A 26,018-nucleotide genomic window follows, 5' to 3' on the forward strand; every position below is an offset into this window, starting at 1 on the left:
CCTTATATTTAGAAGAGTAGATATCACCCAATAAAGAACACACTAAAAAATATAAAATAATTCTACTGATCTACTCACCCGAGATCAGGATCAAGAAAAGCCCCAGTCATGGGGCTTGGATTTTACTTTGACTTTTTCGAACTGGTCTTCGAGGTTTTGGCTTTATCAGACTTGCTCTTGGACGAAGTGCTTGACTGCTTTTTGGCCGGTGCTGATTTTTTTGAAGAAGATTTTTTCGTCTTGCTGTCTTCATCTTTGCTCTTATTGCTGCTTTTCGCTTTAGACGGTTTTTTCGCTGAAGATGTTTTCAGGTCTTTGGCTTTATCGCTGCCTTTAGAACTCGCACTTTTCTTCGCCTTCACTTTTTCATCTTTGCTGGCATTCTCTTTTTTAGAAGATGCTGCTTTAGATTTAGCACTTTCAGCTTTTTTGCTGACTTTGCGATCGCTGTCCTTGTCACTGCTTTTGTTTGACTTCTTCAGTTTTTCATCTTGCGTCTTTTTAGCAGTTTTTGCAGATTTCTTGCTGTCTTTGTCCTGATTGTTTTTGCTATTCGCCATGGTCATTTTCCTTGTCATTAAAAATCAAGCAGAAAGATATAAAGCTGTTTGCTGTATATCAACGTCAATTTACTTTAAGCGAGGACTAACTGGATTAAAACTTTATCATGTATCTAAATGTAGGCTTGTTGCAAAGATAAGCAGCAATTGTTTAGCTTCAAGTATAACGAATGCAAATTTGGTCAACAGCAGCTGTGATATCGATATTCTCTGACCAGAGCAGTTTATAAGAAATTAAAAAAACCCCGAATGATCGAGGCTTTAAATAATTGGCTTTTAAGGCTTAGTAGCTTTCTGGCACTGCACTTAAAAACTCACGGCGGGTTTCTTTATCAGTTTTAAAATCACCAATAAAAGAGACTGTACGTGTGGTCGATTCCTGTTTGCCCACACCACGCATCATCATGCACATATGTGCAGAATCAATCATCACGGCGACACCACGTGCTTTGGTGATTTCCGCCACTGCTTCTGCAATTTGCTGGGTCAAGTTTTCCTGGATTTGCAAACGACGCGCAAACATTTCAGTAATACGGGCAAATTTGGACAGGCCCAAGACATGACCTTCTGGTAAATAGGCGATATGGACACGGCCATAAAATGGTAATAAATGATGTTCACATAAGGAATAGAATTCGATGTTTTTGACCAGCACCATTTCACGGTTGTCGGAAGGAAAGACCGCTTTGTTGGTGACTTCTTCAAGTGTCTGACTATAACCCGAGGTTAAATATGAAAATGCTTTGGCAGCACGCACAGGCGTATCTTTGAGACCAGGGCGATTGAGATCTTCGCCAACGGCAGTAAGAATGTTTGCGTAGGATTGCTGCATAGTCATATGACGTATTCACTTAAACTGAGAATGAACAAGGACGGCATTGTAGCAGAAAACTTTTACAATGCCTTGTTTTGAGGCGAAAACCGGTTACTGTTTAAACTTTGGATTCTTTTCTGCACGTTTTAGCAGAACCAGAACTGCACCAGTACCGCCTTGTTTTTCAGGCGCACTGACAAAAGCCAAAACATCGCGATGCTGACGCAGCCAACCATTCACATAGGTTTTTAAAATCGCTTCCGGGCCTTTACCGTGTACGATCTTAATCACGTTCTGGTTTTCATCTTTGGCGATCTGGATAATTTGTAGCACCGCCTGACGCGCTTCTTCCACGGTACAGCCATGCAGATCCACAGCTTCAAACCAGCGTAAATTGCCGGCTTTTAAGTCTTCAAACACTTTATGCTGCAAGGTGGCAATGCGATAGCTCAAGTTGGCCTGACTCCCGACAGGATTGAGCATGGCCTGCGTGTCCGATAATGCCATGGCATCTGTTTCCATCGGGCCAGTCGCCGCTGCACGCTTTGCCAGGACTTGTGCATCCGGTTTTTTCTTGCGCGGTTTGTCCAATTGAACGGTATTTCCCGATTCAATTTTTTGCACGCCCTGCATTTGTTTGCGGAATAATTCCAGTTCTTCTAAAGCTTCTTGCTCGACAGTCTTTTCAACGGGTGCAGCAACAACCGCAGGGCTATGCGGCTGTGTAATTTGCTTCTTAAAAGATTTCAGCAGGTTGTACTGATCTTTAGATAATGAAGAATCGTGTTTACTCATAATGTAAAAACAAGGAAGATGCGGAATTTAACAGAATTATAGTCTGAAAATAGATAAAGGAGAAATGAATTGCTTGCATGGCATGTCTCGGTATTTATGAATTCACATGATGCTATTTCTTTTCTTATCAATCCTGAAAATAAAAAAGCCCAATCCTGAGATTGGGCTTGGTCTAAGTATTAAACTAGTCAATAGTTAAACCGATTCAGGCTCACCAAACAGGTTACGGAATGCATGATCAGGTCGAGGCTGTTTCATAAAACTTTCACCGACCAGAAAGGCATGAATATCATGCTGTTGCATCATCGCCACATCGGCAGGGGTAGCAATACCACTTTCAGTGACTAACAGGCGAGAGGGATCGAGTAAGTTCTTTAAACGAATCGAGGTATCTAAATCGACATCGAAGGTTTTTAAATTACGGTTATTCACACCCAGCAAGCAGCGATCTGAAAGTTTCAGCGCACGTTCCAGTTCAGCTTCATCATGTACTTCAACTAAAACATCTAAATTATGCTCAAAAGCAGTCTTCGACATTTCTTCCAGTTGCTGATCTGACAGACATGCCACAATCAGTAAAATACAATCTGCATCTAAGGCACGTGCTTCAATGACTCCATAAGGATCGATCAGGAAATCTTTGCGCAGCGCCGGCAGGTCACAATGCGAACGGGCAATCTGAATATTTTCATCTGCACCCTGAAAAAAGTCCACATCGGTCAGGACAGATAAACATGCGGCACCCGCATCTTGATACTGTGCTGCAATTTCTGCAGGATTAAAATTCTCACGAATAATCCCCTTAGATGGTGAGGCTTTCTTGATTTCAGCAATTACACCCGGACGTTTTGACATTAAAGACTGGGCAAAACCACGCACAGCTGATGCACCTTGAGCCAGCTCTTCCAGATCTTTATAGCTTTTCTGCTTTAAACGTAGAGCAAATTCTTCCGTTTTACGGTCAACAATCTTGCCTAAAATTGTATTTGCGATATCCACCATGATCAAAATTCCTGACCGAATTAAGCTTCGTATTGTTTAATGGTTTTGGTAAATTCAGACAGCACACTCATTTTCTCCAGAGCCTGGCCGCCATAAATAATGTCATGTGCCAATGCAACACCATGTTTATAGCTGCTGGTCAAACCGGAGACATAAATACCTGCACCGGCATTCAGGGCAATCATATTGGCCGCTTTATCACCGATCTCTGATTTTTTCTTGCCCAATGCATCCTTGATTAATGCCAGACTCTGTGCAGAATCTTCTACAATTAAACCAGTCAAGGTTTGAGATTCGATATTAACCAATTCAGGGGTAATTTCCCATTCAGTCACTTCGCCATTTTTTAGCTCTGCCACATACGTTGCAGAGGCAAGACTGATCTCATCCAGCCCGTCGCGAGAATGCACCACCATCACATGTTCAGCACCGAGCTGTTTCATTACTTCTGCAATTGGACGGCACAGTTCATTGGAAAACACGCCAATGACTAAGCGATTGACGCCGGCCGGATTGGTCAGCGGGCCAAGTAAATTGAAAATGCTGCGAATCCCCAATTCTTTACGCGGGCCGATTGCATATTTCATGGCTGTATGATGATTCGGTGCGAACAGAAACCCGACCCCCACATCACGGATACAACGCTCGGTTTGCTGCATATTCAGGTCAAGATTAATCCCAGCCTGTTCCAGTAAATCTGACGAGCCTGATTTGGTTGAAACGCCACGGTTGCCATGTTTAGCAATGGTTGCGCCTGCTGCTGCAATCACAAATGCAGACGCGGTAGAGACGTTAAACAGGTTTTGACCATCACCGCCTGTACCGACAATATCGACTAAATAGGGAATATCGCTGACATCAATTTTGGTAGCCAGTTCACGCATGACCCGTGCGGCTGCGGTAATTTCATCAATGCTTTCGCCTTTAAGGCGCAAACCCATCAGCAGGGCACCAATCTGGGCATCAGTGGTTTCACCTGACATGATGGCACGCATCACGTCTTGCATTTGATCCTGAGTCAGGTGAATGTTTTTGGTAATATTGTTTAAAGCTTGTTGAATATTCATAAGATGTTCTTAGGCATAAATTTCGAGAAAGTTTTTAAAGATTTGATGGCCATGCTGGCTCAGGATCGATTCAGGATGGAACTGCACGCCTTCGACCGGCAATGTCTTATGTTTTACCCCCATAATTTCTTCCATAGAACCATCGGCTTCATTGGTCCAGCAGGTCACTTCCAGACATTCAGGCAAGGTGGCTTGATCAATCACCAGGGAGTGATAGCGCGTTGCAGGAAATGGCGACGGAAGATTACTGAAAATCCCGGTATCGCTGTGGTACATATCCGACAGACGGCCGTGCATGACACGTTTGGCACGTATGATGTCACCGCCAAATGCCTGACCAATACTCTGATGGCCGAGACAAACGCCCAATAACGGAATTTTTCCAGCAAAATGCTGAATCGCAGGAATCGAAATGCCTGCTTCACTCGGCGAGCATGGGCCGGGGCCAATCACTAAATACTTGGGTTGCCATCGCTCTATATCTTCCAATGTCACGGCATCATTACGGACTACTTTTACTTCTTGATTCAATTCGCCAAAATATTGAACGATGTTGTAAGTAAAGGAGTCATAGTTGTCGACCATGAGAAGCATATCGCATGTAACCTCTTGAAAATTATGAAAATGAGTATCTTTGTTTTTAATCGTTACTCACTATGTTACTCACTTTGTAGAAAGTGACTGATTTTACAGGCATTAAAAAGCCGCTCAATCAAGCGGCTACTTTACCAGTTTTTGAATGCCTTGTGACAACTTCGTTCACATAACTATTTAGATAGTAACTTCGTGGACCATCTTTACTTGGTTGGTCAATTTCTCCCTTTTTAATGCGGTCATATAAAGTCGGCTCACTCATGTTCATGCGCTTCGCAAATTCCTTGATACTTACTCGACGTTCATCTTGATTTGCCATTGCTCTTTTAAGCTCCTGCATTTCATCAAAAATGGCTTGGAGTAAATTGTGCTCAGCTTCAGTTCCCATCTAAGACACCTCCTTTAAGCTTTGAACTACTGATTCCGGCAACCCAAAAAAATCATTTAGAGTTTTATCAAATTCACCGCTTTCAATGAATTGATCCATCAGATTTACTTGCTGATCGATATTGCTATCTTCACAAGGCTCACATGGTTTTTGAATATCAGTCATTGTTTTTCTCCTTGAGCCTTCAAGTATTCAAACTTTGCATCTGCCCAGTTCTTAGAATCATATGGGCTTAATCCTTTTTTCTTGCACCAATCAGCGCACCAGAGCCATTGCGCATCGTCATATGGGGTGGGTTCAATTATTTGGTTATTGCTATCCATCACGCCACCTCATAGAAGCGCTTAGCCTCATCAAAATCAGAAGTAATTAACTCAGCATTATCTTTGTAGCAGTGCACGATTTTACCGTACTTAAAAGCTTGTTCAGCCTGCTGCATGTTTTTGCACTGGTACATCGGCTCTTTAAACCAGTCTTCTGTATAAAACATTTGTTCCTGGTGTTCTTCAGCTGTGCCTTCCCATTCTTGAACCTGAAAGTATTCATCAAATGATTCGATCATGAACTGATTACCTTCAGCTTTAGTCATGGCTCTGTATCGAGCCAAAGCACGTTCAGCAATTTCTTTTGATGCAGCAGGTGACTGTTCATGCGGACTATCATCTTCAGGGCAGATTCCTACGCACCACAATTTATTCTTTTCCATCACGCCACCTTCACATCTAAATAATCAGGGTTATCCAGGTGTTCTTCATATTCATCGAATAGCACCTGACATGCCGCATTACCTGTTAAATCTTTCTTTAAGAGCACGTAACTCAGTGTCTTGCGTGTGCCTTTTCCGCTAAATGTCGAGCTGCCATCCGCAAGTTCATTTTTGGTATAACCCAATTTTTCTAGCCACAGCTTGAAACCAACTTCATGCTTCTTTTTAATTCTGAAGATCATCTGTACCCCCAGGTATTCACAAAATTTCGCAGGCAATCGTCAATACCGAATAGATTGATATTGCGATAAGTTCTAACCCGACCTTTGTGCTGCACAAGCAGCACGCGGGTCATAGAAGAGTAGGAATAACTCATGGTGTTAGCGCTGCCTCTTGTGCTTCATACGCTGAGTTGATTTCATGGAGCTGACCCTCAGTCATCTGAGCCGTAAAAGGCTCAAAGCGTGAAGCCATAATTGCGTTAAGCGCTTCCAGATCGGTTGTGTTGCTGATCTCGTTAATTACTGATTGAATTGATTCAGCCGGGAATGCTTGAGCAGTTTTAATCGCTTTTCGCTTAGCTTTAAATACATTGCCAATTTCAGTTTTTGCTGGTTCACCTAAATTCAATTCAGCAATTTCAGCGCCGATTTGATCGAGCTCTTCCAGCGATTCGGCTTGATTAATACGCTGATAAAACGGTGTTAAATTCACCTCAACAACCTGCGCCTCAACCACTTCGGTTTTCTTTTTTAATCGGTCCTTTAAGGCAGATGCACCAGTATTTGGCTTTGCTGAAGATGTGGCGGGGGTAATATCCTTTTCAGGTGATTCAACCAATTCATCAGGTGTATAAACACCCATAATCACATCAGGTGCATAAAGGCGTGACCAGCGCTTTGTGGCTAGATATGCAAGTTGCTGACGTGGATCTGCCACCCACATTGGTGAATTACGCACCGGACCAACTTGCCCCATAGATATATCAAGCATACGTGGTTCATCTTCACCAATGATGGTGGCCCATACACGAACACCACGCTCAAACGATTTATCTTCTTTGCCGTTTACCTTTGCCCAATCACCATACCACTCAAACTGCAAGCGACCTGTTACTGGTGCACGTGTGGTAATCACAGCATTGACTAATTGAGCCTCATATCCCAACACCCCATTCACTAGGTGGGTTTTTTGAGCAACAGCAAAGGGATTCATACCCCATTGCATTGACTGTAAGATGACTGCAAAGCAGTCACCCACAGAGCCCTGCAGATGCTTAGGAACTGTGACGTGTGCTTGAGCCATAACCATTGCTAAATCATTTACACGAGTCATGGTTTCAGTGTTAAGCATTACATCCAATGCAGATGCAGCGCTTGGAGAAGCTTGAGAAAAAGTCTGTACTTGAGTATTCATATTTTATTTCTTCCTAGATCTTAGTTAATGCGTAGCACACGAGTGCTAGAAGTCTTCACAAATTGTTCGTAAATGTCTGGGTGAGCCGCTTTAAGTGCTTTACTGTCCAGTGTGTTACGTTCCTGATATTTGAATGTCGCTAGACGTTTTTCTTCAGCAATAATCATTTCTGCATCTTCCATGCGTGAGCAGATTTGCAGCTTCATGCCATCCAGTTCAGCACTAGCTTCTTTGATAGTTTTATTCAGGTCCTTGTACTCAGCGACCAGATTGGCAAGCTCATCATCTGCCTGAACTGCTTGATCAGGATTGTGAGTAGACCAACGATGCAGAACATCATCAAACGTGGTTGGAGCTGGTGGCACATCATTTTGCACATGCTCATGCCAAAACTTGGAGCACTCATCTGTGAGCATTTCAAACAGCTCTGGATCGAATGCAACTTGATAGCTACGGAATTGCTGGCCACCAATTAACACGCCTAGACCACACATCGAAGCACCAGTAATACCCATGTACCACTGCACTTGAGTCAGGTAATAATCCGGCACCTGTTCAGATTGTTCATCACCCCACAATTTAGCAAGGTACTGGTTAGCAGTCTTGCATTCCAGAATGCGGTCAGTGGTCAACTTGCCATCTTTAATACGGACATTGCCGGCGATTTCAGGGTTGATAATGGCGCGATCAATATTGGCACGCATCCAGTCATGTTCAGGGTGGGCGATCGTTGCATTAACGCGTTGCACCTTTACGCCGTTACGTTTGGCATATTCCTTGGCTACGATATCTTCCAGCATGTTGCCCCAGTAAGCCGGTTCGCTAGTGCTGTCTTCCAGTTCAGAGCGACCGGTCTTATCAAGCCACAGCTGATATGGCGAACTGTATTTACTTAAACCTAAGATGGCAGCTACATCAGAACCGCCAATACCTAAACGACGTGCTTCGAGCCATGTTTGACGAGCATCTTCAATGCTTTGTAAATTTACTGATTGATTCACTTCACACCCCCAACAGCTTTAGCAATCGCTTCCGCTTGATAAGCAGCTTCTTTATCTGCTGCATAGGTAAACATTGCAGCAAGTCCGATAAAAATAGAGATAAGAACCACTAAGGCGGAAAAGTTGCTTAACCAATGTGGCTTAGGTGCAGGCACTGGATGTTGATACAAGCACTCAGAAGTCATGCTTGATGCATTGAACTCCGGCAGGTTGCTTTGAATTGGGTTTTTGTTCATAATAATTTCACTCACGTTACGGTGGGTCATGCCTCAGGTTGTTCGTGCAACGCTGGGGCTTTTCTTTGTCTTCGAATTAATGTTCGCTTAACCGAACAATATTGTCAATAGGTTTGTTCGTAAAATGGAATAAAAATGTTCGATTTATCGAATTTGTTATTTTTAATAATTAATTGCTATGATTTAATAGACAAAAGAAAACCCATCACAGGGATGGGTTGGATGGAGTTTATTGAGATGAAGCGAAAAGAATTTCGAGCAAACCTTTACCAGACTTACGTAGCTTCAGGCATACATGACCATGCCCTTATACAGGAATATATTGAAGTTGCCGAAGCTTTTGTGCTTGATAACCAAAAGATTACTGTAAGTGGTTTTCATGCACTTATTGAAAAAACTAACACCAGTAATGATTGCTCTAATGGCTCATACGCTTCAAATAAAGCCTAGTCACTTTTTACTTGATTTAAAAAATTGCTTTATTAGTTTGGGTAACTTGACAATATTGTTATCAATATTTGAGGCAATTGCTTCCACGCCCTCAATTTTCTTTCTGAGTTGAGTAAAGAGCCATTCTGAATTCTTATCTTCAAGAACTCCAACCACAGCTCCACAGGAAGAACATTGAATAAATGCAACAGGATATGCAGAACCTTTAATATCACTTCTTTCCAGCAATTCAAATGATATTGAATTACATGAACCACATTTTGATTGAGCCATTTTTTTCTCCGATATTTATGGGTTTAAGATCAATGTTGGCACAAAGTCTTAAGCTCATAATATCAGGGAAAATTTGAATATATTAAAAAGAAAACCCACCGCTGGGTGGGTTGTCCTGCAACAATAATCTTATTTTTTGTATTCAGTAATACTGATAGGTTTGTCTTTCATAAACTCTACAATACCTTCACCAGCTTTGAAGTGAATTGAAACGCCGTCATCATTGGCCAAACGCATACCACTTCCTGAAATAGCTCGTTTAAGGTGATAAACCTTGCCAGAATTATCTGTCATTTCTGCAGTTTCAAAATTATCCGAAGATTTCAATTCAACTGTGAGATCCATTGGACCAGTAAAGTTAATTACCTGAGTTTCAGCCGGAGTATTGCTCACAACTTTTTCTTGTACCACTTCGTTTTGTGGATTTGAAGTACAGCCAGTAAGTGCTAATCCTAACAATGCTGCACCTAACAAATATTTCATTGATACTTACCTTTCTATTTATGAATCATAGGTATCTTTATATTAATTGTTATAATGTAACATTTAAAGACAAGGTTACACTTACCTTACATAAAGAAAAACCCGCGGATAGCGGGTTAGTGATGCTTTACTTAGTTATTACAGACCTGGTCATGAGAGGTCTTAAGTCCAATATAAAGATTTAATATTTCAGAAGTAAGAAAGCTTTAGCACTGAATAGCATCTTTCTCTTTGTAGTGATCCAAAACCAAATTCATATCAGCCAAAAGCACAGCTTCAGAGTATTCACCTAGTGAGAGCTTCAACAAGTTAGGCATATAGTTCTTTTCATACTCACGCGGGTAATCCCTGCATAAAATTTTAATCCGCACATCTTGAGTGGTGAATTCTGAATCTAACTTTTCTATGTAATTATTGAGAATAGTGTCGGCTTTCTCAAAAGCTTTGGTAGTACCAATCAGATCTATGTCATCTGATGGTTGCTTCTGGCAGCCGGTAAAAGCTAAAGACAAAAGTAGAGTGATAAGCGCGATGTGTTTCATAGTTATAGATTTATTGTTATTAGAGTTTGAATTATAAGCGAGTTTGGGAAAAAGAAAACCCATCACAGGGATGGGCTGTAGAAGATACCAAGAGAAGATTAAGGGCGATGCATTCTATCGGCTAAATAATAAATACCAAATAAAGTCACCATAATCATCTGCCAAAAAACGAAAAAGAATATGAGTGCCACTACATAGTAAATACTATTATAAATTACCGCGGAAACCGCAAAAATGTCGACAGAATAAACCAAACGAACAATAAATATAAAAACCGCGCTTAGAATACTGATTGCTGATAGATAGCCGAATAAGAGAGTTAAGTAACGACGACGACTTAATTTCGACTCTCTTAGTCCTCCTGCAACCGGTTCGCGCAAAAAAGGTGCAGGAAGAGACATCACATTGTCCATAGGTGCGTAGTTATACGAAGCAATCGCTGCCAATGAGCCAATATAGAAACCTGGTAATATCTGTACAAAAGTAGATATATTGTCAAAGGCATCGTGATCAAAAATATTAACCCCTTCTGCACTATTAAAGTCAATTAAGGCAAAAATTGAGCAAAAAACAATAGCTAGCGTACAAGGTAAAATATATAGCAGTGAGCGCAAGTTATCCCCACTATTTGGGTATTGAACTTTTAAAAAATCAAAAGCTTTCAATGCGTAGCCGAACATAAATCACCTATTGTTTAGAATAGTCGCCACACCTCACTCAGGAAGACATGATTAATTTGAGTATTATCTGAGTGGGCAATTCGCCCATTAGTTGGATCAAAAGCCTTCTTCAATACAAAGGCCGAATTTAAGCTATTCGCATTATCTAATGGGATAGTTTGTTCTCCGCCTGCTTCATTTTCAATAATAGCAAAAGTAGTTATATCATCAAGATTTAGTTTATTTCGCATGGCCGTATCAATTAATGAGCGCATATAGCCTTGGGGGGTATCATTAGCTGTTAAAGGGGTTATACCAAAATCCAAAGCAGCACTTAAGCGCGTTAAGCGTTGATTTGGATCATTAAGATTTGATGTAACTTTGCCTTTCAATCTAATTTTATTTAGACGCCCAGACTTGATTGCCTCAGTTAATAACTCACCTGCAATTGGATAAAAGCTAGATATTACATTGAATTTGTGAATATCAGGTGAGCCATCTGGATTGTTTGCATTATCAGGATTAGTTACTTGAAAAACACCTTCTGAGTTTGAAGATATTTTTTTAAGTTGTCGCAAATACCAATTTAAGGTTTTCCCCAAAATTGATGTTGGCATTCCGACCACATGTTCCACACCCATTACAGCTAAAAGAGGGTGGTTTGGATCCAATTTGATTACGCAATGACATAGGTGCTTAACACTTTGATTCTTACCTCTTCTCTGAACAGCGTTAGCGCCAGTTATCTTATCTCGAAGCGTACGATGAGGAGCTAAACCATCATAATAACCAAATACAATATCAATTTTGGTTGAGGTGATTTCTAAATGTTCTATAGTCGTGCTATATGTACCATTTTTATAACTATATTCCTGAGTCAAATTATTCAAGTTTTCTTTGATTAAAGTGAAGGTATCATAGATATTTACATGATCTATTGGAGGTAATTTTGAATTTTCACCTCTTGTTTTTAAGCAAAACTCATAATACTGCACTATGATTTTATCCGACATTGTGTAACCCCCCTGTAGGTTAAAGTTTTAACGTGTAGATAAATAAAATTATGTTTTTTAAGGCATTTCTTAAAATTGAAATCAGTATTTGATTCTTGAAACTAAGCTTTAAATAAACTAAAACCCCAAAAAGTGGAATGAGGTCTGACATCACCTGATCCAAGAGTCGCGTCGGGTTCGCAGTTTTAATAACCCAAAATCACCGATATTATTGCTATTAGAGCAGGAACGGCTTGTATGAATATGATTTTTCGACTTGCTGTGATTGAACCGTACACACCAGCAACCAAAACACAGCCAAGAAAAAAATAGGCTAAACTCTGATGAAGTTCAGCTGGAGCAATAGCAGCCCACAATAGCCCAGCAGCTAAAAAACCATTATAGAGACCCATATTTTGTGCGAGTGGTTTAGTTATTTGAGCCTTTTCCGGCGTATTACCAAAGGCTTTCAATCCTTTGGGTGTCTGCCATAAAAACATTTCCAAAATCAAAATGTAAACATGTAGTAGTGCAATCAAAAGAATTAGTATTTTTGAAATCATTGCTTGTCATCCACTTTGTAATACTGCTTATATAAACAACTATGTTCAGGTTATTGCTACTTATCCAAAAAGCTGAATTCGTTTAAATTTCTTGTTCGTTTCAATATGGCTTTTATAAAATTTGTCTTTGTCTGCTGAATCAACAAAACCCCTGAAGGTACTTGCCTCCAAAAGCTTGTAAATAAACCGTTCACCAGTCCTAAGTACTACCGTTAATAAGAAGTGCTGATAAAACACATGGCTAATATTGCGGGAATTCACTTCAATTTTTTGCATGTCGCGCCTCACACTCCGAAGGATCACAGCACATTAACTTTCAAATAACCCCAAGCCGCATATAGGCTTTTTTATTTAACCAACCAGTAAAAATTGATTTGGGATTTATAGCGCAGAATACTTTTCTAAAAACTCATCTATCCATCCTTGTGCTACCTCAAGATTGGTTATGTCCGCCAACTTTAAATTCGTCTCTTCTGCTTCGTTAAAGCCCTCAATAATAGCTTCAAAGATATTTGCCTCACTAATGACCTCACGTGCTATTTCAGCAGCGTCATAGCTTTGCTTGGCTTTCTTAAGCGAAGCTATTTGCTTATCAATCCCTTCACCGATTTTACCTAATGCCAACTTAAACTCTTGACGATTAATCGTTAGCGCAGTTTTAGATTTGTTGAGTGTTGCGATCATTGTGTTTTCCTTTTTCGGGATTTTTATTTTTACGATAAATTAAATTTTCTTGATGGCTTGAATGATCCGACATACTTTCCAACCAGCACACAATCTTCATTAAGCGGAATAACTTGCTCCGACCAATTAGGGTTGAGTGGTTTTAGGTAATATCCATTGGATTCTGAAATTAAAGCCTTAAAGGTGGCCGTGTCATTGCACTTCACCACAATCATCTCACCTGTATGTATGTCGCATAATTGATAGTCAGGGTCGATGCAAATTTTCTCACCCTCCTCAAAGTATGGCGCATTGCTCAGGCCTTTGACTTCAAGGTAAAAACTTCTCTTACCAGCGCCTGGTACTAAAGGTAGCTTCTCACACTCCGCCAAATTGCTAATCGACTCCATGTCAGTAAAATCTCCTGCCTGTACCCACGATATAACTGGTGCATAAGTTACAGTCGCAACCAAATCTAGGCTCACACTATTATCAAGCTTTCTATCTGCATCCTCTTTTCCATTAAGAATCCATGAAGATGTTGTTTTTAATGTCCTTGCAAGTGACTCCAAGTATTTAGCACTTGGTGCATTAGAGCCATTGATCCAACCAGAAACCGTTGCGCGCCCAGCGCCAGTTCCTCTCATAACATCTGCCTGACTCAAACCTAGCTCTTTCATTTTTTGATTTATGCGATCTGTAGTTGAGGTCATTTCAAATATTTCCGTTAATAGCATGTTCGGAAGTATGAACAAATTGGTTGACAGTTACCCGAACAAGTGATTCAATAAACCGAACAATATAGTTCGGGGAATAGAACAATGAACGTTGCTGACCTACGAAAGTTTCATAACGTAGAAAACAACTCCCAGTTATCCAAAAAAATCAAGAAAGGCCGATCAACTATTGCTGGCTGGGAGGAGGAAGGGATTCCTTTGGGCACCCAAGCAATTTATGAGTTGTTAAGTCGTGGTCAGTTAAAAGCTGATCGTCAGGCCTTGGCTTCTTGGTAGTTCATTAAACCAAACGTTTTAAACAGAAAATACGTTCGAGGGTATATCACATGAACATTCTAGATGCTGCATACAACACGGTTCACGATTATCCAGGTGGTGCGGCTGCATTAGCGCCACGCATGGGAATGAAAAGTGCAGCCGTACTTAACAGCAAGGTAAATCCAAATACCGAAACCCACCATTTATCACTGGTTGAAGCTTCAAAAATAATGGCTATGACTGGTGACTTTCGTGTTTTGCAGGAGTTGAACGCTGAACACGGAAAGATTGCAATTGATCTGCCTGAAATCCCTGAATGCCGCGATCTATCGCTAACAGACAAAGTGCTGTGCATTGGCATGAAGGGCGGTGATGTGATGAGCCTTTTCCGCGAAATCATGGCGGATGGTCGAATTACAGAAGGTGAAGTGAAAGACATGTCGAAGGTGATTCACCAGATGCATGTCGCATTGGCTGAGCTGGACAAACAAATCCAAGCTTGTATCGATAACCCAAAAAAGCAAAACGCCTGATCTGCGAAATCAAGCGTTTTGGATTGTTCACTAACGGAAAGGAAAGTAAACATGAATATGATGACACAATTTAATCATAATCAAAACAGTATAACAAGTCTTGATATTTCAGAGCTTGTTCAATCCCGCCATGACAAAGTAAAGCAATCAACTGAAAGACTTGCTGAGCGCGAAGTTATAGGACTCCCCCCAATGGGGGTTGTGGTCAAAGAGGCCAACAATCGCACCTACAATGTTGAGGTTTATATTTTCTCTGGCGAACAAGGCAAATTAGACTCAATCACTGTAGTCGCCCAGCTTTGTCCAGAGTTCACAGCAGCATTAGTAAAGCGCTGGTATGAGCTAGAAAACCAAACAGCCGTACAACTACCCCAATCTTTTTCCGAAGCCCTTCAACTGGCAGCAGATCAAGCGCGTCAATTAGAACTCGCCGCACCTAAAGTTCAGTACTTCGACCGTGTTGCTGATACCAAAAATCTTTTAAATGCCTCTCAGGTGGGTAAAAAGGTCGGAATGTCAGCCGTAAAACTCAATCAATACCTTGCTGATATGGGCGTTTATGACCGTCGTATCGCTGGGCGCACCTTTGCCCAATGGTTTATCGACAAGGGTTATGGCGAAGTCAAACAGACAGAACAAGGCTATCCACAATCTAAATTCACCAACAAAGGTGAACAGTGGGTAATTGAGCAGCTTGTGAGTGAAGGGGTGGTGGTATGAGCATAACAATCGAAGAAGTGTGCGACTTCATCTGGACAGCTCACAGCAATCACCTAAATCGAATTGCGGATGAGCTGGTTGATAGTGGGTATGAATTCGAATGCTCGGAGTGTGAAGATCATGAGTGCCCAGTGCACGACTCAACAGAAGATGTTGATCTGGCAAAAAAAGAACTCATTCGTGAGCTTATTGAGCGCGCAAACCAATTTGGATTAGACGACATGCTTGATGAGCTTAAGCGTGAAGGTGAGCGTATTGGTGCGTATTTAAAGGCGAGGGTATAGGTGATGCATTACTACTCTTTTAACCCGAAAGACTATATGAGCAAGACAGCCTTTCTTGAGCCAATGGAAGATTTGGCTTATCGAAGAATGCTTGATCATTGCTATTTGACCGAACTCCCATTGCCTGAAGATGTGGGTGAAATTGCAATGTTGATTCGCATGCGTTCGCATACCGAAAGCATAAAGGTCGTATTGCATTATTTCTTCGAGCTTACTCCACAAGGGTATGTGTGTGACCGAATTGCACGTGAACTTGCTGCATATCACAGCAAATCTGAAAAGGCGAAAGCGTCTGCTGATGCTCGCTGGGAAAAGCATCGCAACAAAATCAAGGATTTACCTAAAGATAACTCGGAATGCAAACCTAATGCGAACGCATTGCGCGATGAATGCGAACGCAATGCTAACAATAAACAAAGAACCATTAACCAAGAACCAGTAACCAGTAACCAATATATATATACGTTCGACCTGGATTATGTGAACGCGAATTTATTGAAGTCTGGCCGTAAACCAGTTGACCAGAAATACATTGATCAACTGCAACCACAGTTCGAGTTGTACTACGCAAACCAACCCATGGTTGATAACAGAGCGCTAGTGAAATTTGTTCAATGGATTATGCGTAATCAGGATCAACCTCAAAAACAACAATCCATCACCAAAACCACAGCCCAGATTCTCGCTGAACAACGTATGCAGTTAGATCAACAGCAGGGACAGGTGATTGATGTTGGTGAACCAAAAAAGCCATTACTGATTGAGGAGGTGGGTCGTGCATAACGGGATCGCCTTAGACAAGGCACGCGAATACTACGACATCATGCAAGTGATGTATGGACACAAGTTCATTAGCCAATTTAACGGCATGACTGACCTGAATCGCATTCTGAATATCATCAACGGTGCTTTGGCAATGTTGAGTGATGAGCAATTCCAAAAGGGCATGGCGCAGCTGAATGCAAAAGCTGGATCAGGTGATTTCTGCCCAACGCTTTCAGATTTTAAAGCTTGGTGCATGTCCGGTAGCTGGTGGACAGCAACAGAAGCTTGGCAGCGTGCTTGTGATTATTCAAACATGAGTGCTGATCGTGTTGCTGAATTGTCTCGCATGAAACTGGAAGAGTTTTTGATGCAGAAAGACAAGATCACTACCTTGACAAAAAAGGCATGGGATTCGGTTTATTGGCTGGTTGAGCAAGGAAGCATGAAGGAGGCCTTCAAGCAGTTCAAATCGATCTATGAGACCTATCTGGCTAAAGCGCAGATGCAGGGTCGTCAGCAAGAGTGGTATGTGCTACCGAAGATGATTGGTACATCCAAGGCAGCACCTAAGCTTAAATCATGGCTACCTGAGCCGACACCAGAGGAGAAATCTTGGGTGGAAAGCAAGGTTAAGGAATTTCAAGAAGCAGGCATGTCTTTGCCGATGGCGATGATGAATGCGATGAAGTTGAAGTATGAGCAAGGCTTAGGGGGCGGGGTGTGAAATTTCTACTTCAGGTATTTATTTGTGGATTGGTTTTGATTAACACAAATCTGTCTGACTGGACGACCTTTCAGAGTTTTATTGCAATCATTCTGAGTTTGATCCTTGTTGAGGTGCTTGCTATTTCTGCGAAGTTAGGAGGTGGGGTGTGAGAATCAATCGCGAAGAATTTACAAAATTAGCTCAAGCAAGAAGCCAGGCAATGAAATCAACAGCGGTTCCGGTTGATAAAGAGAAGTTGCGTGCAGAGCTTGAAAATGATGTGGAAGCGTTCCTGAAAAATGGCGGTCAGGTTCAAGAGCTACCAACAGGTTATTCAGGTGAATTCTCTCAGTTCAATGGTCGTCCTATGGGTAATGCTCAAAAGGGAATGCGAAATGTAATGGCTGCATCAGTAGCGGCTGCACATGCAAGACGTAATCACCCGGGAGTTATTGCTCGAAACAATGCTAGAGATGGAGGTGCAAGGCATTATCACGGCACTGCATGTCGGTCATGTGGTGGAACGCTTCGCTATACCAGCACTAACGCTTGCTTCTCATGCAATAAAGCCTTCGCACTAAGCGCATACCAAAAGAAAAAAGGAGCAGCAGCATGAACTTAATCGAGAAATTAGGGCTAGAGAAGTGTAAGCAGATTGTGGATGGGGCGCCGGAAGGGTCGGGAATGTGGCGTGATATGGATTCAGTTTGCAGTCCAGGCGAGGTTTTATATTACTGGTGGTTTGGCGGGGCATTGCTTGTGCATGATGCGGAAAAGGGTTGGATTAAGTCTATTTACCATGATGGTAATGAGTACATCTTAGATCAAATTGAGGATCTGCACGACCTCCGCACCGCTCCAGCCGACCACGACCGCATTGATACATGTAGAGATATCAAGAACCACATCAGCCCGAATACGAAGGTGATTGAGCATGAGTGATTTTGAGAAATACATTGAGGCTAAATACCCAAACAGATCACCAAAAATACTGTTTCAGAAATTTAAGGATATTGATGGGACTTTGTTTTATGGGATCAAGGAAGTTGAGGATCAGGCTGAAGCATGGAACCACCAACAAGCCATCATCGACGAGCACACCGAAGTCATCAAGCTTCAAGACGCTGACCTGAGAAAGCATGAGAAGCAGATTGAGAGTTTGAAAGCCCAGCTCAACAACATGGAGCGGTGTTATATCGAGAAGAAGAAGCAGGTTGAGGTATGTGCTGCTTTGGCGGTGGGGTGGAATGAAATAACTTGGGATAAAACCACTCACTGGACAGAAGGATATGAAGAGGGTTGCTACCACTGTTCGGCGCAAATAGAAGAAGCCCTGCGAGGTGAGTCGTGAAAGCAATAAAAATACCGTGTGAGCATGACTTGCTAAGCAAGAACCACAATGTCTGGGCAGATGCTGTAATGAGATGCAAAGGCGGAAATCCTTACTGTGGTGCTGATGGGTATTGTCATGCTGATGGAAAGTGCTTTGCGGATCAGGAACTCACAAGAGAGCAGGCTATTTTAGAGGTAGATCGTTTGGCTCAGGAACTTCACCAGGCTAAGCAGGAAAATGACAATTTAAGAACTTCTTCTGCGAGCTTAATCAAGCAGCTTGAATTTGCATTAGAGCAGAACAAGAAGTCTGGAAAATCTGAGCGAGTTTTTGCGATTCGATATTGCATTGGTGAGATCAAGAAAACTTTGCGAGGTGCCAATGACATCAATCTCTCTCGCTGAATATCACAAACAGTATGGCGGTGGTCGTAAGACTGCCACCAAGCGCAACAAATTTAACGCTGTGAAGATCGAAAAGGATGGAATGACCTTTGATAGCCAAAAAGAGTACAAGCGCTATATCGAGCTTACAGCGCAAATGCAAAGAGGTGAAATTCAGGATTTACAGTGTCAGGTCAAATTTGAGTTGGCACCGAAAGTAAAAATTGCAGGTGAGAAAAGAGCAAAGCCTGCACTTCGATATTTTGCAGATTTCACATACCTGAAGGATGGGGTGCAGATTGTTGAGGATGTGAAGTCAGCAGCCACAAGAAAGTTAGCGAGTTTCCGCAATAAGAAACACTTGATGAAAACAGTACACGGTATAGACGTTAGAGAGATTTGAGAGGGAATAGGGATGAATGCGATGGTTGAAAAATTTGAACAGTTTGAATGGTTGATTCGAGGTACTACAGCAAAGTCACCTAACTTTGAGCCTGTGGTGCATGGGACTAATGAGAAGCCTTTGGATTATCAAGACCGTCTTGGTGCGGTGGCATCCATGGAAACACAGCTTGCTAAATCAGTTACAGCATTGATTGTATTTGAGGGTAAATCAGAAATGGACTACAGACATGTGCAGTCACACTTAGCACTTATTATGTCTACCAATGCCAAGTTGGATAAACGCAAGGAGCCGTCCAAAGTAACTATTGATGAGATGGCATCAATGATTGCGCGCATGGTAATAGACTTCTCTCTTAATCCTGATTTGGAGAATAATTTTACAGCTCAAGGTCGATTGTATTATGCAGGTCTGCGTAGCTGGCAGATGGATGCAGAGTGCTATCGTAAAACATGGAAGCAATACGAAAACCTTATGGTTTTAGCCATCGAGAATGCAATTGACGAGGCAGCCAAGACCATTAAAAGTTATCGAAAAAATACCTATAAAGAATTTGAAGCGTAGGGATTCCATTATTCCGGAAACCAAGGTATAGTTTTACTATACTGGTCGTATTACGGTTCAACCGAGACCAAGTTATTAAAAGCTCGCCAAATGGTGGGCTTTTTTGTTCCATTAAGTAAGAATGCTAATTGGAATAAAAATGGAACAGTCTATTGCTTTTCTCGGGGTATTTTTTGGGCTATCTATTGTTAGCTCTGTTCTGGTTTTGCTTGGGGTTTGGCTGGGTCGGGAGTGGCTTTTAATAAGGCTCAAAGATTCAATAAAGCATGAATACGACAAAAAACTAGAAGAATATAAGTATGAGGTAGAGAAAAGGAAAAAGGCTGAGATGGTGGCTAGACTTTTGGCTCACTGGCTCTCTCTTCCAGAACAGCAAGAAGAGTTAAACAGATTAACATTTGAATGTTTTTTATGGCTGCCTGATGATATTGCCCAAGACTTAAGCTCTCTTTTGGCACATGAAAGAGAAAATGAAGTTTGCGTAAGATCTGTTCTAAATAAAATTAGAAAGCATTTGAGCTCTGAAAGCCCATCTACTAGCTTTAATAAGTTAGAGAACTATCAAATAATTGTTTTTTCCCAAGAAACAAAGAGAAAATATGCAGAAAGAGTAATTGACTCCATAAAACCAAATGAATAAAAACTCGCTAAAGCGGGTTTTTTAATATCAGGAGAAAAGTATGCTCCGATTATTACTCTGCCTATTCGGCCTACACGGTGTGACTGAGATCGATTACACGGTTGATGATGAAGAAATCAAGGTGTGTCGGGATTGTTTGAAAGAAGTTGAATAAGCGCCAAAAGTGTTGTCATGTGTTATTTTGTGTTATTTAATCAATAACTTAGATTATTTCTGGTACTTGCATTATCATTTTTTTTACTGCATATTGATCACATGTACATTGAATGGTGATTGAATAATGAAGCAGATTGAGATTGGTAAGGATGTGATGTTATCTCCTAAATCCAAGAGATTTAAAGTTATAGATATTAAGGATGATCAGGTTACTTGTGAATTGTTCGATAATGATGGGAAGTTGATCGAGATATCTCTTCCGAAAAATATTCTTATCCCTGTGGGTGCTACTTTTCTAGACCTCTTGGGGGAAGACTATTCAAGCTCAAACTTTTAACAATCTCGTTACGCTATTTTCAATCGCCGAACGTATTACGGCAATCAAAGCCCCTCGCATTCTAGATGTTGAGGGGTTTTTCTTTTCTTGATGGTGGTACCCATGACAGACAAAGTACAAGCTAAACAAGACTTAGAATTTTGCAGTGCTGAGCTGTCTAAGTATCAGAACCTCAGCAGATCTGGATTGACGCGTCATCAAATGATAGTAATCGATGAAATTATAATTAAGCTGAAAGAACGCATTAATAATTTACGGTTCACTTTGTATGGATGAAAAGGCTTATAAACTTTTCACCCAAAAAAGCCCGCCAAAAAAGAAATCGCGTGTCAGACCCCTACCCAAAGCTGGTGAAAAATACTTAGAAGCATTCGATCGATTAAAAGAAATCTTGGATCGGATGGAAATCAAATACGAAGAATATTTTCACTTTAAAAGTACGAAGCACTGGCGTTTTGATTTACACCTGGTTGGCTATCTCACATTAATTGAAATTGCTGGTGGGCCTTGGTCTGGTGGTCGAAAAGGTAAGTTGGCCACAAAAGCTTGGAGTATGGATCGCTATGACCATGCTGAAGAAATGGGTTACCGCTATCAGCGTTTTGAAGTCAATGATATCAACATGGGCCGTGCAACGGCATGGCTGAGAAATTTAAAGGCATCTTATGGAACAGTTCAGGCCATTCCCGCCGACGGAGCTGATTGATCAGGCTGAGGGAGAGGAAGCCATTCGCTTGGCACCTGCGCCAGAGCTTAAAGAATGGGTCATGAATAACTGGCTTACTTTAGGTGGTGAGTTACATAACCCGGATCATGATCATATTGCTGAATTACTGCATGACAATGAAGAGTTCCTTGCATTCGCCTGGGCTTCATCTGCCGCCGTAGCGAAAAAACGTATGGTGTTAGGCCAATGTGAAAAGGTCATGTTTAACCAAGGTGGCTGGAAGAAAGCACGCCAGGAACAGCAGATGCGGGATTGGTTCGGCTTTGTACCTCAATATCTGATTACTGTGGATGCTGCTTTCTGTGAACAGGCTTCGGATCGTGAGTTTTGTCGGCTGATAGAACATGAGCTTTATCACATCGGTGTAGAGCGTGATGAAGATGGTGAAATCATTTATAGCGATATGACTGGCTTACCTAAACATTACTTGGCTGGCCATGATGTCGAAGTATTCTTTGGTGAGACCAAACGGTGGGGTGCAGACGAATCTGTTAAACGGCTTCTAGAAATTGCCAAGAATGCGCCGTTTGTATCTGAAACAAGTATTGCTGCGTGTTGTGGGAACTGTGTGATTGGTTAAATTTTTTTGCCCACTTTCCTTGATGTACCTTGATGGATGGTGATTTATGGCAAGACTTAAAAAACACGAAAAAGTATTTATAGTTCGAGCACTTGCCCAGTTTATGACCCCCACTCAAGTAGTAGAAGACATCAAGGTAAAATTAGGAGTTGATGTTTCCCCACAACAAGTGGAGACATATGATCCTACCAAAGTTGCAGGTGCTGACTTATCACAGGAATTTGTAGATCTATTTAATGAAGCACGTAAGCAATACATTGCCCAGCCGATCTATAACATTGAAGGTGCTAACGATATTGTGCAGCTTCAGATACTGAGTGATTTGCTGGTTTCAAAAAAAGGTAACGTGGTGATGGCAATCAAACTGATTGATCAGATGCAGAAGATTGTCAAAGGCCACTATGAAAAGAAAATAGAGATTACCGGTAAAGACGGTGGACCTATTCAGCAAGAAACTAAATCAACGCATCAATTCACACCAGATGAGCTTAACGGACTATCCGCGCAAGAGCTTTCGCGTTTAGCAATTAATGGCAAGTTATGACTTACGCAATCGAAGATATAGCGCCACTAATTAAAGAGTGGACGATCAATACGCGTCTGCCTGAAATCATTGAAGAAATGAAACGGCGTTATTACTACCGGATGCTGATAGAGCAGAATGAACTAAGTCGAGAGGCTGAAATCTACAGATGTAAGAGTAATCCGGCTCATTGGTTTAATCACTGGGTATGGACTTACGATCCACGGGGCATGCCTTTCGGGTTACCGGCCAATATTCCTTTTGTTTTGCGTCCGGGTCAGGTTGAACTCGTTGATTGGCTGATTGAACGTGAAAGTACCCAGACCCATGGCTTAATTGAAAAAAGTCGTGATGAAGGGATGAGCTATGTAGTCCTGGGCTTTTATTTGCATCGGTGGTTATTCGTTGAAGGTTTTGCTGGTGGCGTCGGTAGCCGTAAAGAAGATCTGGTTGATAAGAAAGGCGATCCAAAAACGTTACTGCACAAATTCAGGGATATGTTTTCTAAGTTACCGGACTGGATGAAGCCTAAAGGCTTTGTCGAGAAAGTGCATGATAACTACATGCGAATCATTAACCCGGACAACGGCGCAACGGTTACGGGTGAGGCTGGTGACAATATTGGCCGTGGTGGTCGTACCACAATGTACTTTCTGGATGAATGGGCATTTGTAGAGCGTCAAGAAGCAGTAGACGCTGCAATTTCTCAGAACACCAACGTGCATATCAAAGGATCTACCCCAAACGGTATTGGAGACAAGTTTCACCAGGATCGTTTTAGTGGACGTTACGCCGTATTCACCATGGCATGGCGTGATAACCCAGATAAGAATTGGCAGGTCGAATTTAATGGCAAAGTAATTTATCCCTGGTATGAAAAACAATTGGCCACACTTGACGATATTGTTTTAGCTCAAGAGGTTGATATTGATTATGCCGCATCGGTGGAAGGTGTATTAATTCCATCAGCATGGGTGCAAGCTGCAGTCGATGCTCATCTTAATTTGAATATCCAGCCGTCAGGCGAACGTATGGGTGCACTTGATGTAGCGGATGAGGGTAAGGATAAAAACTCTTTTGCTGCACGTCATGGCATCGTACTGCAGTATTTGGATACCTGGTCTGGTGTTGGTGATGACATTTTTGGCACGACTCAGAAAGCTATTGATGCTTGTCTTGATCTACGTTTGAACTCGTTTTATTACGATGCCGATGGTCTTGGTGCTGGTGTACGTGGTGATGCCCGAGTCATTAATGAGCAAAACAGATCCAAAGGTATTCCGGAGATTGAAGCAAATCCATTCCGTGGCTCAGGCGCGGTACACAACCCTGAGCAGGAAATGGTTGAGGCGCGTAAAAATGTAGACTTCTTTGCCAATCTTAAAGCTCAGATGTGGTGGTCACTGCGCATAAGATTTCAGAATACTTATCGAGCCTTACAAGGTATGCAATATGACCCAGACAATCTTATTTCGCTCTCTACCAAAGACATAAACAAGCAGGAGCTTGAACAGCTCAAGCGAGAGTTATCACAACCCACTTATACAAAAAATGGTGCAGGCAAAATCCTAGTCAATAAGCAGCCTGATGGTGCCTTATCTCCAAACCGAGCAGACGGCGTCATGATTTGCTTTAGTGATATCCGAGAGCGAAAACGGAAAAAACCTGCAGGTGCAGGTAGTCGAACCTATTAAAAGGAAAACATATGGCAAAGTCTAAAAAGGACAAAGCGTCAAAGAAGGCTTTGTCTTACGGCAATTTATACACTCAAGAAGCGGTCACTCAGTTTCTGGTGAACTTTGGCAAGCAACCGGATACTGATGAAGTACTGCGCAAAGCAGGTATTACACGCCACAGATTGCGTGTACTGCTTGATGATGACGAGATTGCACAAGTAGTTGAAACACGGATTGATGCACTTTTAGCAACGCCGTTGCGAATTGAACCAAATGATACAGATGAAGCGGAAAAGCTGAATCTCATCCTGAAAGAATGGTTCCATGAAATTGCGACTGCTGCCATGAGTGCACTGTTCTTCGGTTACTCGGTTCAGGAAGCTGTCTATGAGCTAAAGTCGGAAGGTTATATTGGTTTGAAGTGGATTGGTGAAAAACCGATGCAGTGGTTTGAGCCTAAGAATGATGGTCGGCTAATCTATCGTCAGGATGGAAACAATGCAGAGCATGAGGTAGATCAAGCATTCAAATTCTTCTTAACACGCCGTAAGGCCACATACGAACAGCCATACGGTAAAGCACTATTAGCCACGCTGTATTGGTTATTCTTCTTTAAGCAGAATGGCTTCAAATTCTGGGCGAAATTTCTCGAACGTTTTGGAACACCAATCTTACTGGGTAAATGCAAAGATACTGAAACTGATGATATGAGCAGAGCCTTGTTAGATGCTCATGCTCAAAGCGTATTGTCGATTGATGCAGATGATGATGTTCAGATTCTTTCAGCCCCAGGAACAAACGGTTCAGCAGGTGCAGCGTTTGAGGCATTTAATAATCAGCTGATACGCCAGATCCAGAAAGTTGTACTAGGGCAGACACTTACCAGCGGGACTGATGGGAAGGGAAGCTACAGTCTTGGTCAAGTGCATGAAAATGTACGAATGGATAAGCTTAAATCTGATATTAGGCTTGTCACACCGACTTTACAGGCTGTGGTCAATGCTCTATGCGCTTTAAACGGTTGGGGTGATTATGAAGTAATGCTTGGTGAAAAGCCAAAACCGCTGAATAAGGATCAGGCTGAGCGTGATGTTCATTTAAAGAATGCTGGGGCCAACCTTTCTAAAGATTATTTTATTCGTGAGTACGGACTGCAGGATGGGGATCTGGTTGAGCAAACACAAACAGGTTTCAATCAATTCACCGCATTACCACGTCAGGCATTTAACTTTAAGGCAACAGCCAACAAGCTTTCACCTGAACAACAGGAAGTTGAAGAACTGACTGACGGCCAGGATGAATTACAGCTACTGAAACCGGATCAGGTCAAGGAGTTGGTATTCAAGTCTGATAGCCCTGAAAGCTTGGCTTATAACTTGATGCAGTTAATACCTGGTGCAACTCAGACACAGTTTACGGCCAATCTGGATCAGGCTTTGTATGCTGCGGATGTATTGGGGTATGTGACGGCGCAAAATGGGAAGTAAGT

Annotated in this window: 43 protein-coding genes; 20 read left to right on the plus strand and 23 right to left on the minus strand. The window is 41.9% G+C overall.

Annotated elements, in window-relative coordinates; translation table 11 throughout:
- Positions 1-122: 122 nt before the first annotated feature.
- The 14 genes from FTU45_RS00090 to FTU45_RS00155 all read right to left on the minus strand — a co-directional run bounded on the left by FTU45_RS00090 (position 123) and on the right by FTU45_RS00155 (position 8,579).
- On the minus strand, positions 123-560 hold the full coding sequence (locus FTU45_RS00090) for a hypothetical protein (RefSeq protein WP_074383031.1): 438 nt from the start codon (positions 558-560) through the stop codon (positions 123-125).
- Positions 561-843: 283 nt separating this feature from the next.
- Positions 844-1,392, minus strand: coding sequence for a GTP cyclohydrolase I FolE (folE, locus tag FTU45_RS00095; RefSeq protein WP_005096407.1), 549 nt, complete (start codon positions 1,390-1,392; stop codon positions 844-846).
- A 93-nt stretch (positions 1,393-1,485) separates the two neighbouring features.
- Positions 1,486-2,169, minus strand: coding sequence for a Smr/MutS family protein (locus tag FTU45_RS00100; protein ID WP_005096408.1), 684 nt, complete (start codon positions 2,167-2,169; stop codon positions 1,486-1,488).
- Positions 2,170-2,364: 195 nt separating this feature from the next.
- Positions 2,365-3,171 (minus strand): indole-3-glycerol phosphate synthase TrpC, encoded by an 807-nt coding sequence (gene trpC / locus FTU45_RS00105; protein WP_005096409.1) that lies wholly within the window; start codon positions 3,169-3,171, stop codon positions 2,365-2,367.
- Positions 3,172-3,191: 20 nt separating this feature from the next.
- On the minus strand, positions 3,192-4,238 hold the full coding sequence (gene trpD, locus FTU45_RS00110; protein ID WP_005096410.1) for an anthranilate phosphoribosyltransferase: 1,047 nt from the start codon (positions 4,236-4,238) through the stop codon (positions 3,192-3,194).
- 9 nt (positions 4,239-4,247) lie between these two features.
- On the minus strand, positions 4,248-4,832 hold the full coding sequence (locus FTU45_RS00115) for an aminodeoxychorismate/anthranilate synthase component II (protein ID WP_005096412.1): 585 nt from the start codon (positions 4,830-4,832) through the stop codon (positions 4,248-4,250).
- 118 nt (positions 4,833-4,950) lie between these two features.
- Entirely contained in the window at positions 4,951-5,220 is a 270-nt protein-coding gene (locus tag FTU45_RS00120; RefSeq protein WP_004646401.1) for an AlpA family transcriptional regulator, read from the minus strand.
- A complete protein-coding gene (locus tag FTU45_RS00125) occupies positions 5,221-5,385 on the minus strand; it encodes a hypothetical protein (RefSeq protein WP_167333202.1) in 165 nt (54 codons plus the stop codon).
- Positions 5,382-5,543, minus strand: coding sequence for a hypothetical protein (locus FTU45_RS00130; RefSeq protein ID WP_167333203.1), 162 nt, complete (start codon positions 5,541-5,543; stop codon positions 5,382-5,384). Before FTU45_RS00130 ends, FTU45_RS00125 begins: the two co-directional genes overlap by 4 nt.
- Positions 5,543-5,926 (minus strand): hypothetical protein, encoded by a 384-nt coding sequence (locus tag FTU45_RS00135; protein ID WP_180075682.1) that lies wholly within the window; start codon positions 5,924-5,926, stop codon positions 5,543-5,545. Before FTU45_RS00135 ends, FTU45_RS00130 begins: the two co-directional genes overlap by 1 nt.
- Complete coding sequence (locus FTU45_RS00140; protein ID WP_086044593.1) at positions 5,926-6,168, minus strand: hypothetical protein; 243 nt, start codon at positions 6,166-6,168, stop codon at positions 5,926-5,928. Before FTU45_RS00140 ends, FTU45_RS00135 begins: the two co-directional genes overlap by 1 nt.
- 130 nt (positions 6,169-6,298) lie before the next feature.
- Positions 6,299-7,342, minus strand: a complete 1,044-nt coding sequence (locus FTU45_RS15560) for a RecT family recombinase (RefSeq protein WP_180075683.1) — start codon at positions 7,340-7,342, stop codon at positions 6,299-6,301.
- A 20-nt stretch (positions 7,343-7,362) separates the two neighbouring features.
- A complete protein-coding gene (locus FTU45_RS00150) occupies positions 7,363-8,343 on the minus strand; it encodes a lambda-exonuclease family protein (RefSeq protein WP_180075684.1) in 981 nt (326 codons plus the stop codon).
- Positions 8,340-8,579, minus strand: coding sequence for a hypothetical protein (locus FTU45_RS00155; RefSeq protein ID WP_180075850.1), 240 nt, complete (start codon positions 8,577-8,579; stop codon positions 8,340-8,342). Before FTU45_RS00155 ends, FTU45_RS00150 begins: the two co-directional genes overlap by 4 nt.
- A 135-nt stretch (positions 8,580-8,714) precedes the next feature.
- Between FTU45_RS00155 and FTU45_RS00160 the strand changes: the two genes are divergently transcribed.
- Positions 8,715-9,029: a hypothetical protein gene (locus FTU45_RS00160; RefSeq protein ID WP_257223890.1), complete on the plus strand. Its 315-nt coding sequence runs from the start codon at positions 8,715-8,717 to the stop codon at positions 9,027-9,029.
- Here the strand turns inward: FTU45_RS00160 and FTU45_RS00165 are convergent, their stop codons facing one another.
- From FTU45_RS00165 to FTU45_RS00205, 9 genes are all read right to left on the minus strand, one after another.
- Complete coding sequence (locus FTU45_RS00165) at positions 9,030-9,302, minus strand: hypothetical protein (protein WP_180075685.1); 273 nt, start codon at positions 9,300-9,302, stop codon at positions 9,030-9,032.
- A 129-nt stretch (positions 9,303-9,431) separates the two neighbouring features.
- Positions 9,432-9,785: a hypothetical protein gene (locus FTU45_RS00170; RefSeq protein WP_086044600.1), complete on the minus strand. Its 354-nt coding sequence runs from the start codon at positions 9,783-9,785 to the stop codon at positions 9,432-9,434.
- Positions 9,786-9,991: 206 nt separating this feature from the next.
- Positions 9,992-10,327, minus strand: coding sequence for a hypothetical protein (locus FTU45_RS00175; RefSeq protein WP_180075686.1), 336 nt, complete (start codon positions 10,325-10,327; stop codon positions 9,992-9,994).
- A gap of 98 nt (positions 10,328-10,425) precedes the next feature.
- Complete coding sequence (locus FTU45_RS00180) at positions 10,426-11,007, minus strand: hypothetical protein (RefSeq protein WP_180035561.1); 582 nt, start codon at positions 11,005-11,007, stop codon at positions 10,426-10,428.
- Positions 11,008-11,021: 14 nt separating this feature from the next.
- Positions 11,022-11,999, minus strand: coding sequence for a hypothetical protein (locus tag FTU45_RS00185; RefSeq protein WP_180075687.1), 978 nt, complete (start codon positions 11,997-11,999; stop codon positions 11,022-11,024).
- Between the two features lie 185 nt (positions 12,000-12,184).
- Positions 12,185-12,541, minus strand: coding sequence for a DUF1304 domain-containing protein (locus FTU45_RS00190; RefSeq protein WP_180075688.1), 357 nt, complete (start codon positions 12,539-12,541; stop codon positions 12,185-12,187).
- Between the two features lie 60 nt (positions 12,542-12,601).
- The gene (locus tag FTU45_RS00195) at positions 12,602-12,817 is read right to left on the minus strand and encodes a KTSC domain-containing protein (RefSeq protein ID WP_180075689.1); all 216 of its coding nucleotides are present in this window, start codon (positions 12,815-12,817) and stop codon (positions 12,602-12,604) included.
- Between the two features lie 105 nt (positions 12,818-12,922).
- Positions 12,923-13,225 (minus strand): hypothetical protein, encoded by a 303-nt coding sequence (locus FTU45_RS00200; RefSeq protein WP_004893817.1) that lies wholly within the window; start codon positions 13,223-13,225, stop codon positions 12,923-12,925.
- A gap of 29 nt (positions 13,226-13,254) precedes the next feature.
- Positions 13,255-13,917: a LexA family transcriptional regulator gene (locus FTU45_RS00205; protein ID WP_180075690.1), complete on the minus strand. Its 663-nt coding sequence runs from the start codon at positions 13,915-13,917 to the stop codon at positions 13,255-13,257.
- 108 nt (positions 13,918-14,025) lie between these two features.
- Between FTU45_RS00205 and FTU45_RS00210 the strand changes: the two genes are divergently transcribed.
- From FTU45_RS00210 to FTU45_RS00300, 19 genes are all read left to right on the plus strand, one after another.
- A complete protein-coding gene (locus tag FTU45_RS00210) occupies positions 14,026-14,217 on the plus strand; it encodes a hypothetical protein (protein ID WP_004784446.1) in 192 nt (63 codons plus the stop codon).
- 50 nt (positions 14,218-14,267) lie between these two features.
- Positions 14,268-14,732 (plus strand): phage regulatory CII family protein, encoded by a 465-nt coding sequence (locus FTU45_RS00215; protein ID WP_180075691.1) that lies wholly within the window; start codon positions 14,268-14,270, stop codon positions 14,730-14,732.
- Between the two features lie 51 nt (positions 14,733-14,783).
- Positions 14,784-15,452: a phage antirepressor KilAC domain-containing protein gene (locus FTU45_RS00220; RefSeq protein WP_180075692.1), complete on the plus strand. Its 669-nt coding sequence runs from the start codon at positions 14,784-14,786 to the stop codon at positions 15,450-15,452.
- On the plus strand, positions 15,449-15,736 hold the full coding sequence (locus FTU45_RS00225) for a hypothetical protein (protein ID WP_180075693.1): 288 nt from the start codon (positions 15,449-15,451) through the stop codon (positions 15,734-15,736). The genes FTU45_RS00220 and FTU45_RS00225 overlap by 4 nt, the downstream gene beginning before the upstream one ends.
- Before the next feature lie 3 nt (positions 15,737-15,739).
- Positions 15,740-16,519, plus strand: coding sequence for a YdaU family protein (locus tag FTU45_RS00230; RefSeq protein ID WP_180075694.1), 780 nt, complete (start codon positions 15,740-15,742; stop codon positions 16,517-16,519).
- Positions 16,512-17,225 (plus strand): hypothetical protein, encoded by a 714-nt coding sequence (locus FTU45_RS00235; protein WP_180075695.1) that lies wholly within the window; start codon positions 16,512-16,514, stop codon positions 17,223-17,225. The genes FTU45_RS00230 and FTU45_RS00235 overlap by 8 nt, the downstream gene beginning before the upstream one ends.
- Before the next feature lie 148 nt (positions 17,226-17,373).
- Positions 17,374-17,823: a hypothetical protein gene (locus tag FTU45_RS00240; RefSeq protein WP_373685726.1), complete on the plus strand. Its 450-nt coding sequence runs from the start codon at positions 17,374-17,376 to the stop codon at positions 17,821-17,823.
- Complete coding sequence (locus FTU45_RS00245; RefSeq protein ID WP_180075696.1) at positions 17,820-18,149, plus strand: hypothetical protein; 330 nt, start codon at positions 17,820-17,822, stop codon at positions 18,147-18,149. Before FTU45_RS00240 ends, FTU45_RS00245 begins: the two co-directional genes overlap by 4 nt.
- On the plus strand, positions 18,142-18,558 hold the full coding sequence (locus FTU45_RS00250; RefSeq protein ID WP_257223894.1) for a hypothetical protein: 417 nt from the start codon (positions 18,142-18,144) through the stop codon (positions 18,556-18,558). Before FTU45_RS00245 ends, FTU45_RS00250 begins: the two co-directional genes overlap by 8 nt.
- A complete protein-coding gene (locus FTU45_RS00255) occupies positions 18,555-18,944 on the plus strand; it encodes a hypothetical protein (protein ID WP_180075697.1) in 390 nt (129 codons plus the stop codon). The genes FTU45_RS00250 and FTU45_RS00255 overlap by 4 nt, the downstream gene beginning before the upstream one ends.
- Entirely contained in the window at positions 18,922-19,326 is a 405-nt protein-coding gene (locus FTU45_RS00260) for a DUF1064 domain-containing protein (protein WP_180075698.1), read from the plus strand. The genes FTU45_RS00255 and FTU45_RS00260 overlap by 23 nt, the downstream gene beginning before the upstream one ends.
- Positions 19,327-19,338: 12 nt before the next feature.
- On the plus strand, positions 19,339-19,890 hold the full coding sequence (locus FTU45_RS00265) for a hypothetical protein (protein ID WP_180075699.1): 552 nt from the start codon (positions 19,339-19,341) through the stop codon (positions 19,888-19,890).
- A gap of 139 nt (positions 19,891-20,029) precedes the next feature.
- A complete protein-coding gene (locus tag FTU45_RS00270; RefSeq protein WP_180075700.1) occupies positions 20,030-20,530 on the plus strand; it encodes a hypothetical protein in 501 nt (166 codons plus the stop codon).
- Between the two features lie 280 nt (positions 20,531-20,810).
- Positions 20,811-21,023: a hypothetical protein gene (locus FTU45_RS00275; RefSeq protein WP_180075701.1), complete on the plus strand. Its 213-nt coding sequence runs from the start codon at positions 20,811-20,813 to the stop codon at positions 21,021-21,023.
- Positions 21,024-21,291: 268 nt separating this feature from the next.
- Entirely contained in the window at positions 21,292-21,729 is a 438-nt protein-coding gene (locus tag FTU45_RS00280; RefSeq protein ID WP_180075702.1) for a hypothetical protein, read from the plus strand.
- On the plus strand, positions 21,689-22,330 hold the full coding sequence (locus tag FTU45_RS00285) for a putative metallopeptidase (protein WP_180075703.1): 642 nt from the start codon (positions 21,689-21,691) through the stop codon (positions 22,328-22,330). The genes FTU45_RS00280 and FTU45_RS00285 overlap by 41 nt, the downstream gene beginning before the upstream one ends.
- A gap of 46 nt (positions 22,331-22,376) precedes the next feature.
- On the plus strand, positions 22,377-22,874 hold the full coding sequence (locus tag FTU45_RS00290; protein ID WP_180049187.1) for a DUF2280 domain-containing protein: 498 nt from the start codon (positions 22,377-22,379) through the stop codon (positions 22,872-22,874).
- Complete coding sequence (locus FTU45_RS00295) at positions 22,871-24,547, plus strand: terminase (protein WP_180075704.1); 1,677 nt, start codon at positions 22,871-22,873, stop codon at positions 24,545-24,547. Before FTU45_RS00290 ends, FTU45_RS00295 begins: the two co-directional genes overlap by 4 nt.
- A gap of 11 nt (positions 24,548-24,558) precedes the next feature.
- The gene (locus FTU45_RS00300) at positions 24,559-26,016 is read left to right on the plus strand and encodes a DUF935 family protein (protein ID WP_180075705.1); all 1,458 of its coding nucleotides are present in this window, start codon (positions 24,559-24,561) and stop codon (positions 26,014-26,016) included.
- The last annotated feature ends 2 nt before the right edge of the window (positions 26,017-26,018 follow it).

The sequence above is a fragment of the Acinetobacter sp. YH12106 genome (genome assembly GCF_013418995.1).
Classification (GTDB): domain Bacteria; phylum Pseudomonadota; class Gammaproteobacteria; order Pseudomonadales; family Moraxellaceae; genus Acinetobacter; species Acinetobacter pseudolwoffii.

Coding starts and splice junctions, on each gene's coding strand:
- FTU45_RS00135 (WP_180075682.1), bottom strand. CDS start 5,926: ATGGAAAAGAATAAATTGTGGTGCGTAGGAATCTGCCCTGAAGATGAT.
- FTU45_RS00300 (WP_180075705.1), top strand. CDS start 24,559: ATGGCAAAGTCTAAAAAGGACAAAGCGTCAAAGAAGGCTTTGTCTTAC.
- FTU45_RS00285 (WP_180075703.1), top strand. CDS start 21,689: ATGGAACAGTTCAGGCCATTCCCGCCGACGGAGCTGATTGATCAGGCT.
- FTU45_RS00225 (WP_180075693.1), top strand. CDS start 15,449: ATGAGCATAACAATCGAAGAAGTGTGCGACTTCATCTGGACAGCTCAC.
- trpC (WP_005096409.1), bottom strand. CDS start 3,171: ATGGTGGATATCGCAAATACAATTTTAGGCAAGATTGTTGACCGTAAA.
- FTU45_RS00165 (WP_180075685.1), bottom strand. CDS start 9,302: ATGGCTCAATCAAAATGTGGTTCATGTAATTCAATATCATTTGAATTG.
- FTU45_RS00120 (WP_004646401.1), bottom strand. CDS start 5,220: ATGGGAACTGAAGCTGAGCACAATTTACTCCAAGCCATTTTTGATGAA.
- FTU45_RS00215 (WP_180075691.1), top strand. CDS start 14,268: ATGAACATTCTAGATGCTGCATACAACACGGTTCACGATTATCCAGGT.
- FTU45_RS00125 (WP_167333202.1), bottom strand. CDS start 5,385: ATGACTGATATTCAAAAACCATGTGAGCCTTGTGAAGATAGCAATATC.
- FTU45_RS00295 (WP_180075704.1), top strand. CDS start 22,871: ATGACTTACGCAATCGAAGATATAGCGCCACTAATTAAAGAGTGGACG.
- FTU45_RS00190 (WP_180075688.1), bottom strand. CDS start 12,541: ATGATTTCAAAAATACTAATTCTTTTGATTGCACTACTACATGTTTAC.
- FTU45_RS00245 (WP_180075696.1), top strand. CDS start 17,820: ATGAACTTAATCGAGAAATTAGGGCTAGAGAAGTGTAAGCAGATTGTG.
- FTU45_RS00180 (WP_180035561.1), bottom strand. CDS start 11,007: ATGTTCGGCTACGCATTGAAAGCTTTTGATTTTTTAAAAGTTCAATAC.
- FTU45_RS00195 (WP_180075689.1), bottom strand. CDS start 12,817: ATGCAAAAAATTGAAGTGAATTCCCGCAATATTAGCCATGTGTTTTAT.
- FTU45_RS00130 (WP_167333203.1), bottom strand. CDS start 5,543: ATGGATAGCAATAACCAAATAATTGAACCCACCCCATATGACGATGCG.
- FTU45_RS00250 (WP_257223894.1), top strand. CDS start 18,142: ATGAGTGATTTTGAGAAATACATTGAGGCTAAATACCCAAACAGATCA.
- FTU45_RS00265 (WP_180075699.1), top strand. CDS start 19,339: ATGAATGCGATGGTTGAAAAATTTGAACAGTTTGAATGGTTGATTCGA.
- FTU45_RS00140 (WP_086044593.1), bottom strand. CDS start 6,168: ATGATCTTCAGAATTAAAAAGAAGCATGAAGTTGGTTTCAAGCTGTGG.
- FTU45_RS00270 (WP_180075700.1), top strand. CDS start 20,030: ATGGAACAGTCTATTGCTTTTCTCGGGGTATTTTTTGGGCTATCTATT.
- FTU45_RS00090 (WP_074383031.1), bottom strand. CDS start 560: ATGGCGAATAGCAAAAACAATCAGGACAAAGACAGCAAGAAATCTGCA.
- FTU45_RS15560 (WP_180075683.1), bottom strand. CDS start 7,342: ATGAATACTCAAGTACAGACTTTTTCTCAAGCTTCTCCAAGCGCTGCA.
- FTU45_RS00100 (WP_005096408.1), bottom strand. CDS start 2,169: ATGAGTAAACACGATTCTTCATTATCTAAAGATCAGTACAACCTGCTG.
- FTU45_RS00275 (WP_180075701.1), top strand. CDS start 20,811: ATGAAGCAGATTGAGATTGGTAAGGATGTGATGTTATCTCCTAAATCC.
- FTU45_RS00160 (WP_257223890.1), top strand. CDS start 8,715: ATGTTCGATTTATCGAATTTGTTATTTTTAATAATTAATTGCTATGAT.
- FTU45_RS00205 (WP_180075690.1), bottom strand. CDS start 13,917: ATGACCTCAACTACAGATCGCATAAATCAAAAAATGAAAGAGCTAGGT.
- FTU45_RS00220 (WP_180075692.1), top strand. CDS start 14,784: ATGAATATGATGACACAATTTAATCATAATCAAAACAGTATAACAAGT.
- FTU45_RS00155 (WP_180075850.1), bottom strand. CDS start 8,579: ATGAACAAAAACCCAATTCAAAGCAACCTGCCGGAGTTCAATGCATCA.
- FTU45_RS00230 (WP_180075694.1), top strand. CDS start 15,740: ATGCATTACTACTCTTTTAACCCGAAAGACTATATGAGCAAGACAGCC.
- FTU45_RS00280 (WP_180075702.1), top strand. CDS start 21,292: ATGGATGAAAAGGCTTATAAACTTTTCACCCAAAAAAGCCCGCCAAAA.
- folE (WP_005096407.1), bottom strand. CDS start 1,392: ATGCAGCAATCCTACGCAAACATTCTTACTGCCGTTGGCGAAGATCTC.
- FTU45_RS00210 (WP_004784446.1), top strand. CDS start 14,026: ATGAACGTTGCTGACCTACGAAAGTTTCATAACGTAGAAAACAACTCC.
- FTU45_RS00175 (WP_180075686.1), bottom strand. CDS start 10,327: ATGAAACACATCGCGCTTATCACTCTACTTTTGTCTTTAGCTTTTACC.
- FTU45_RS00185 (WP_180075687.1), bottom strand. CDS start 11,999: ATGTCGGATAAAATCATAGTGCAGTATTATGAGTTTTGCTTAAAAACA.
- FTU45_RS00200 (WP_004893817.1), bottom strand. CDS start 13,225: ATGATCGCAACACTCAACAAATCTAAAACTGCGCTAACGATTAATCGT.
- trpD (WP_005096410.1), bottom strand. CDS start 4,238: ATGAATATTCAACAAGCTTTAAACAATATTACCAAAAACATTCACCTG.
- FTU45_RS00260 (WP_180075698.1), top strand. CDS start 18,922: ATGACATCAATCTCTCTCGCTGAATATCACAAACAGTATGGCGGTGGT.
- FTU45_RS00290 (WP_180049187.1), top strand. CDS start 22,377: ATGGCAAGACTTAAAAAACACGAAAAAGTATTTATAGTTCGAGCACTT.
- FTU45_RS00170 (WP_086044600.1), bottom strand. CDS start 9,785: ATGAAATATTTGTTAGGTGCAGCATTGTTAGGATTAGCACTTACTGGC.
- FTU45_RS00115 (WP_005096412.1), bottom strand. CDS start 4,832: ATGCTTCTCATGGTCGACAACTATGACTCCTTTACTTACAACATCGTT.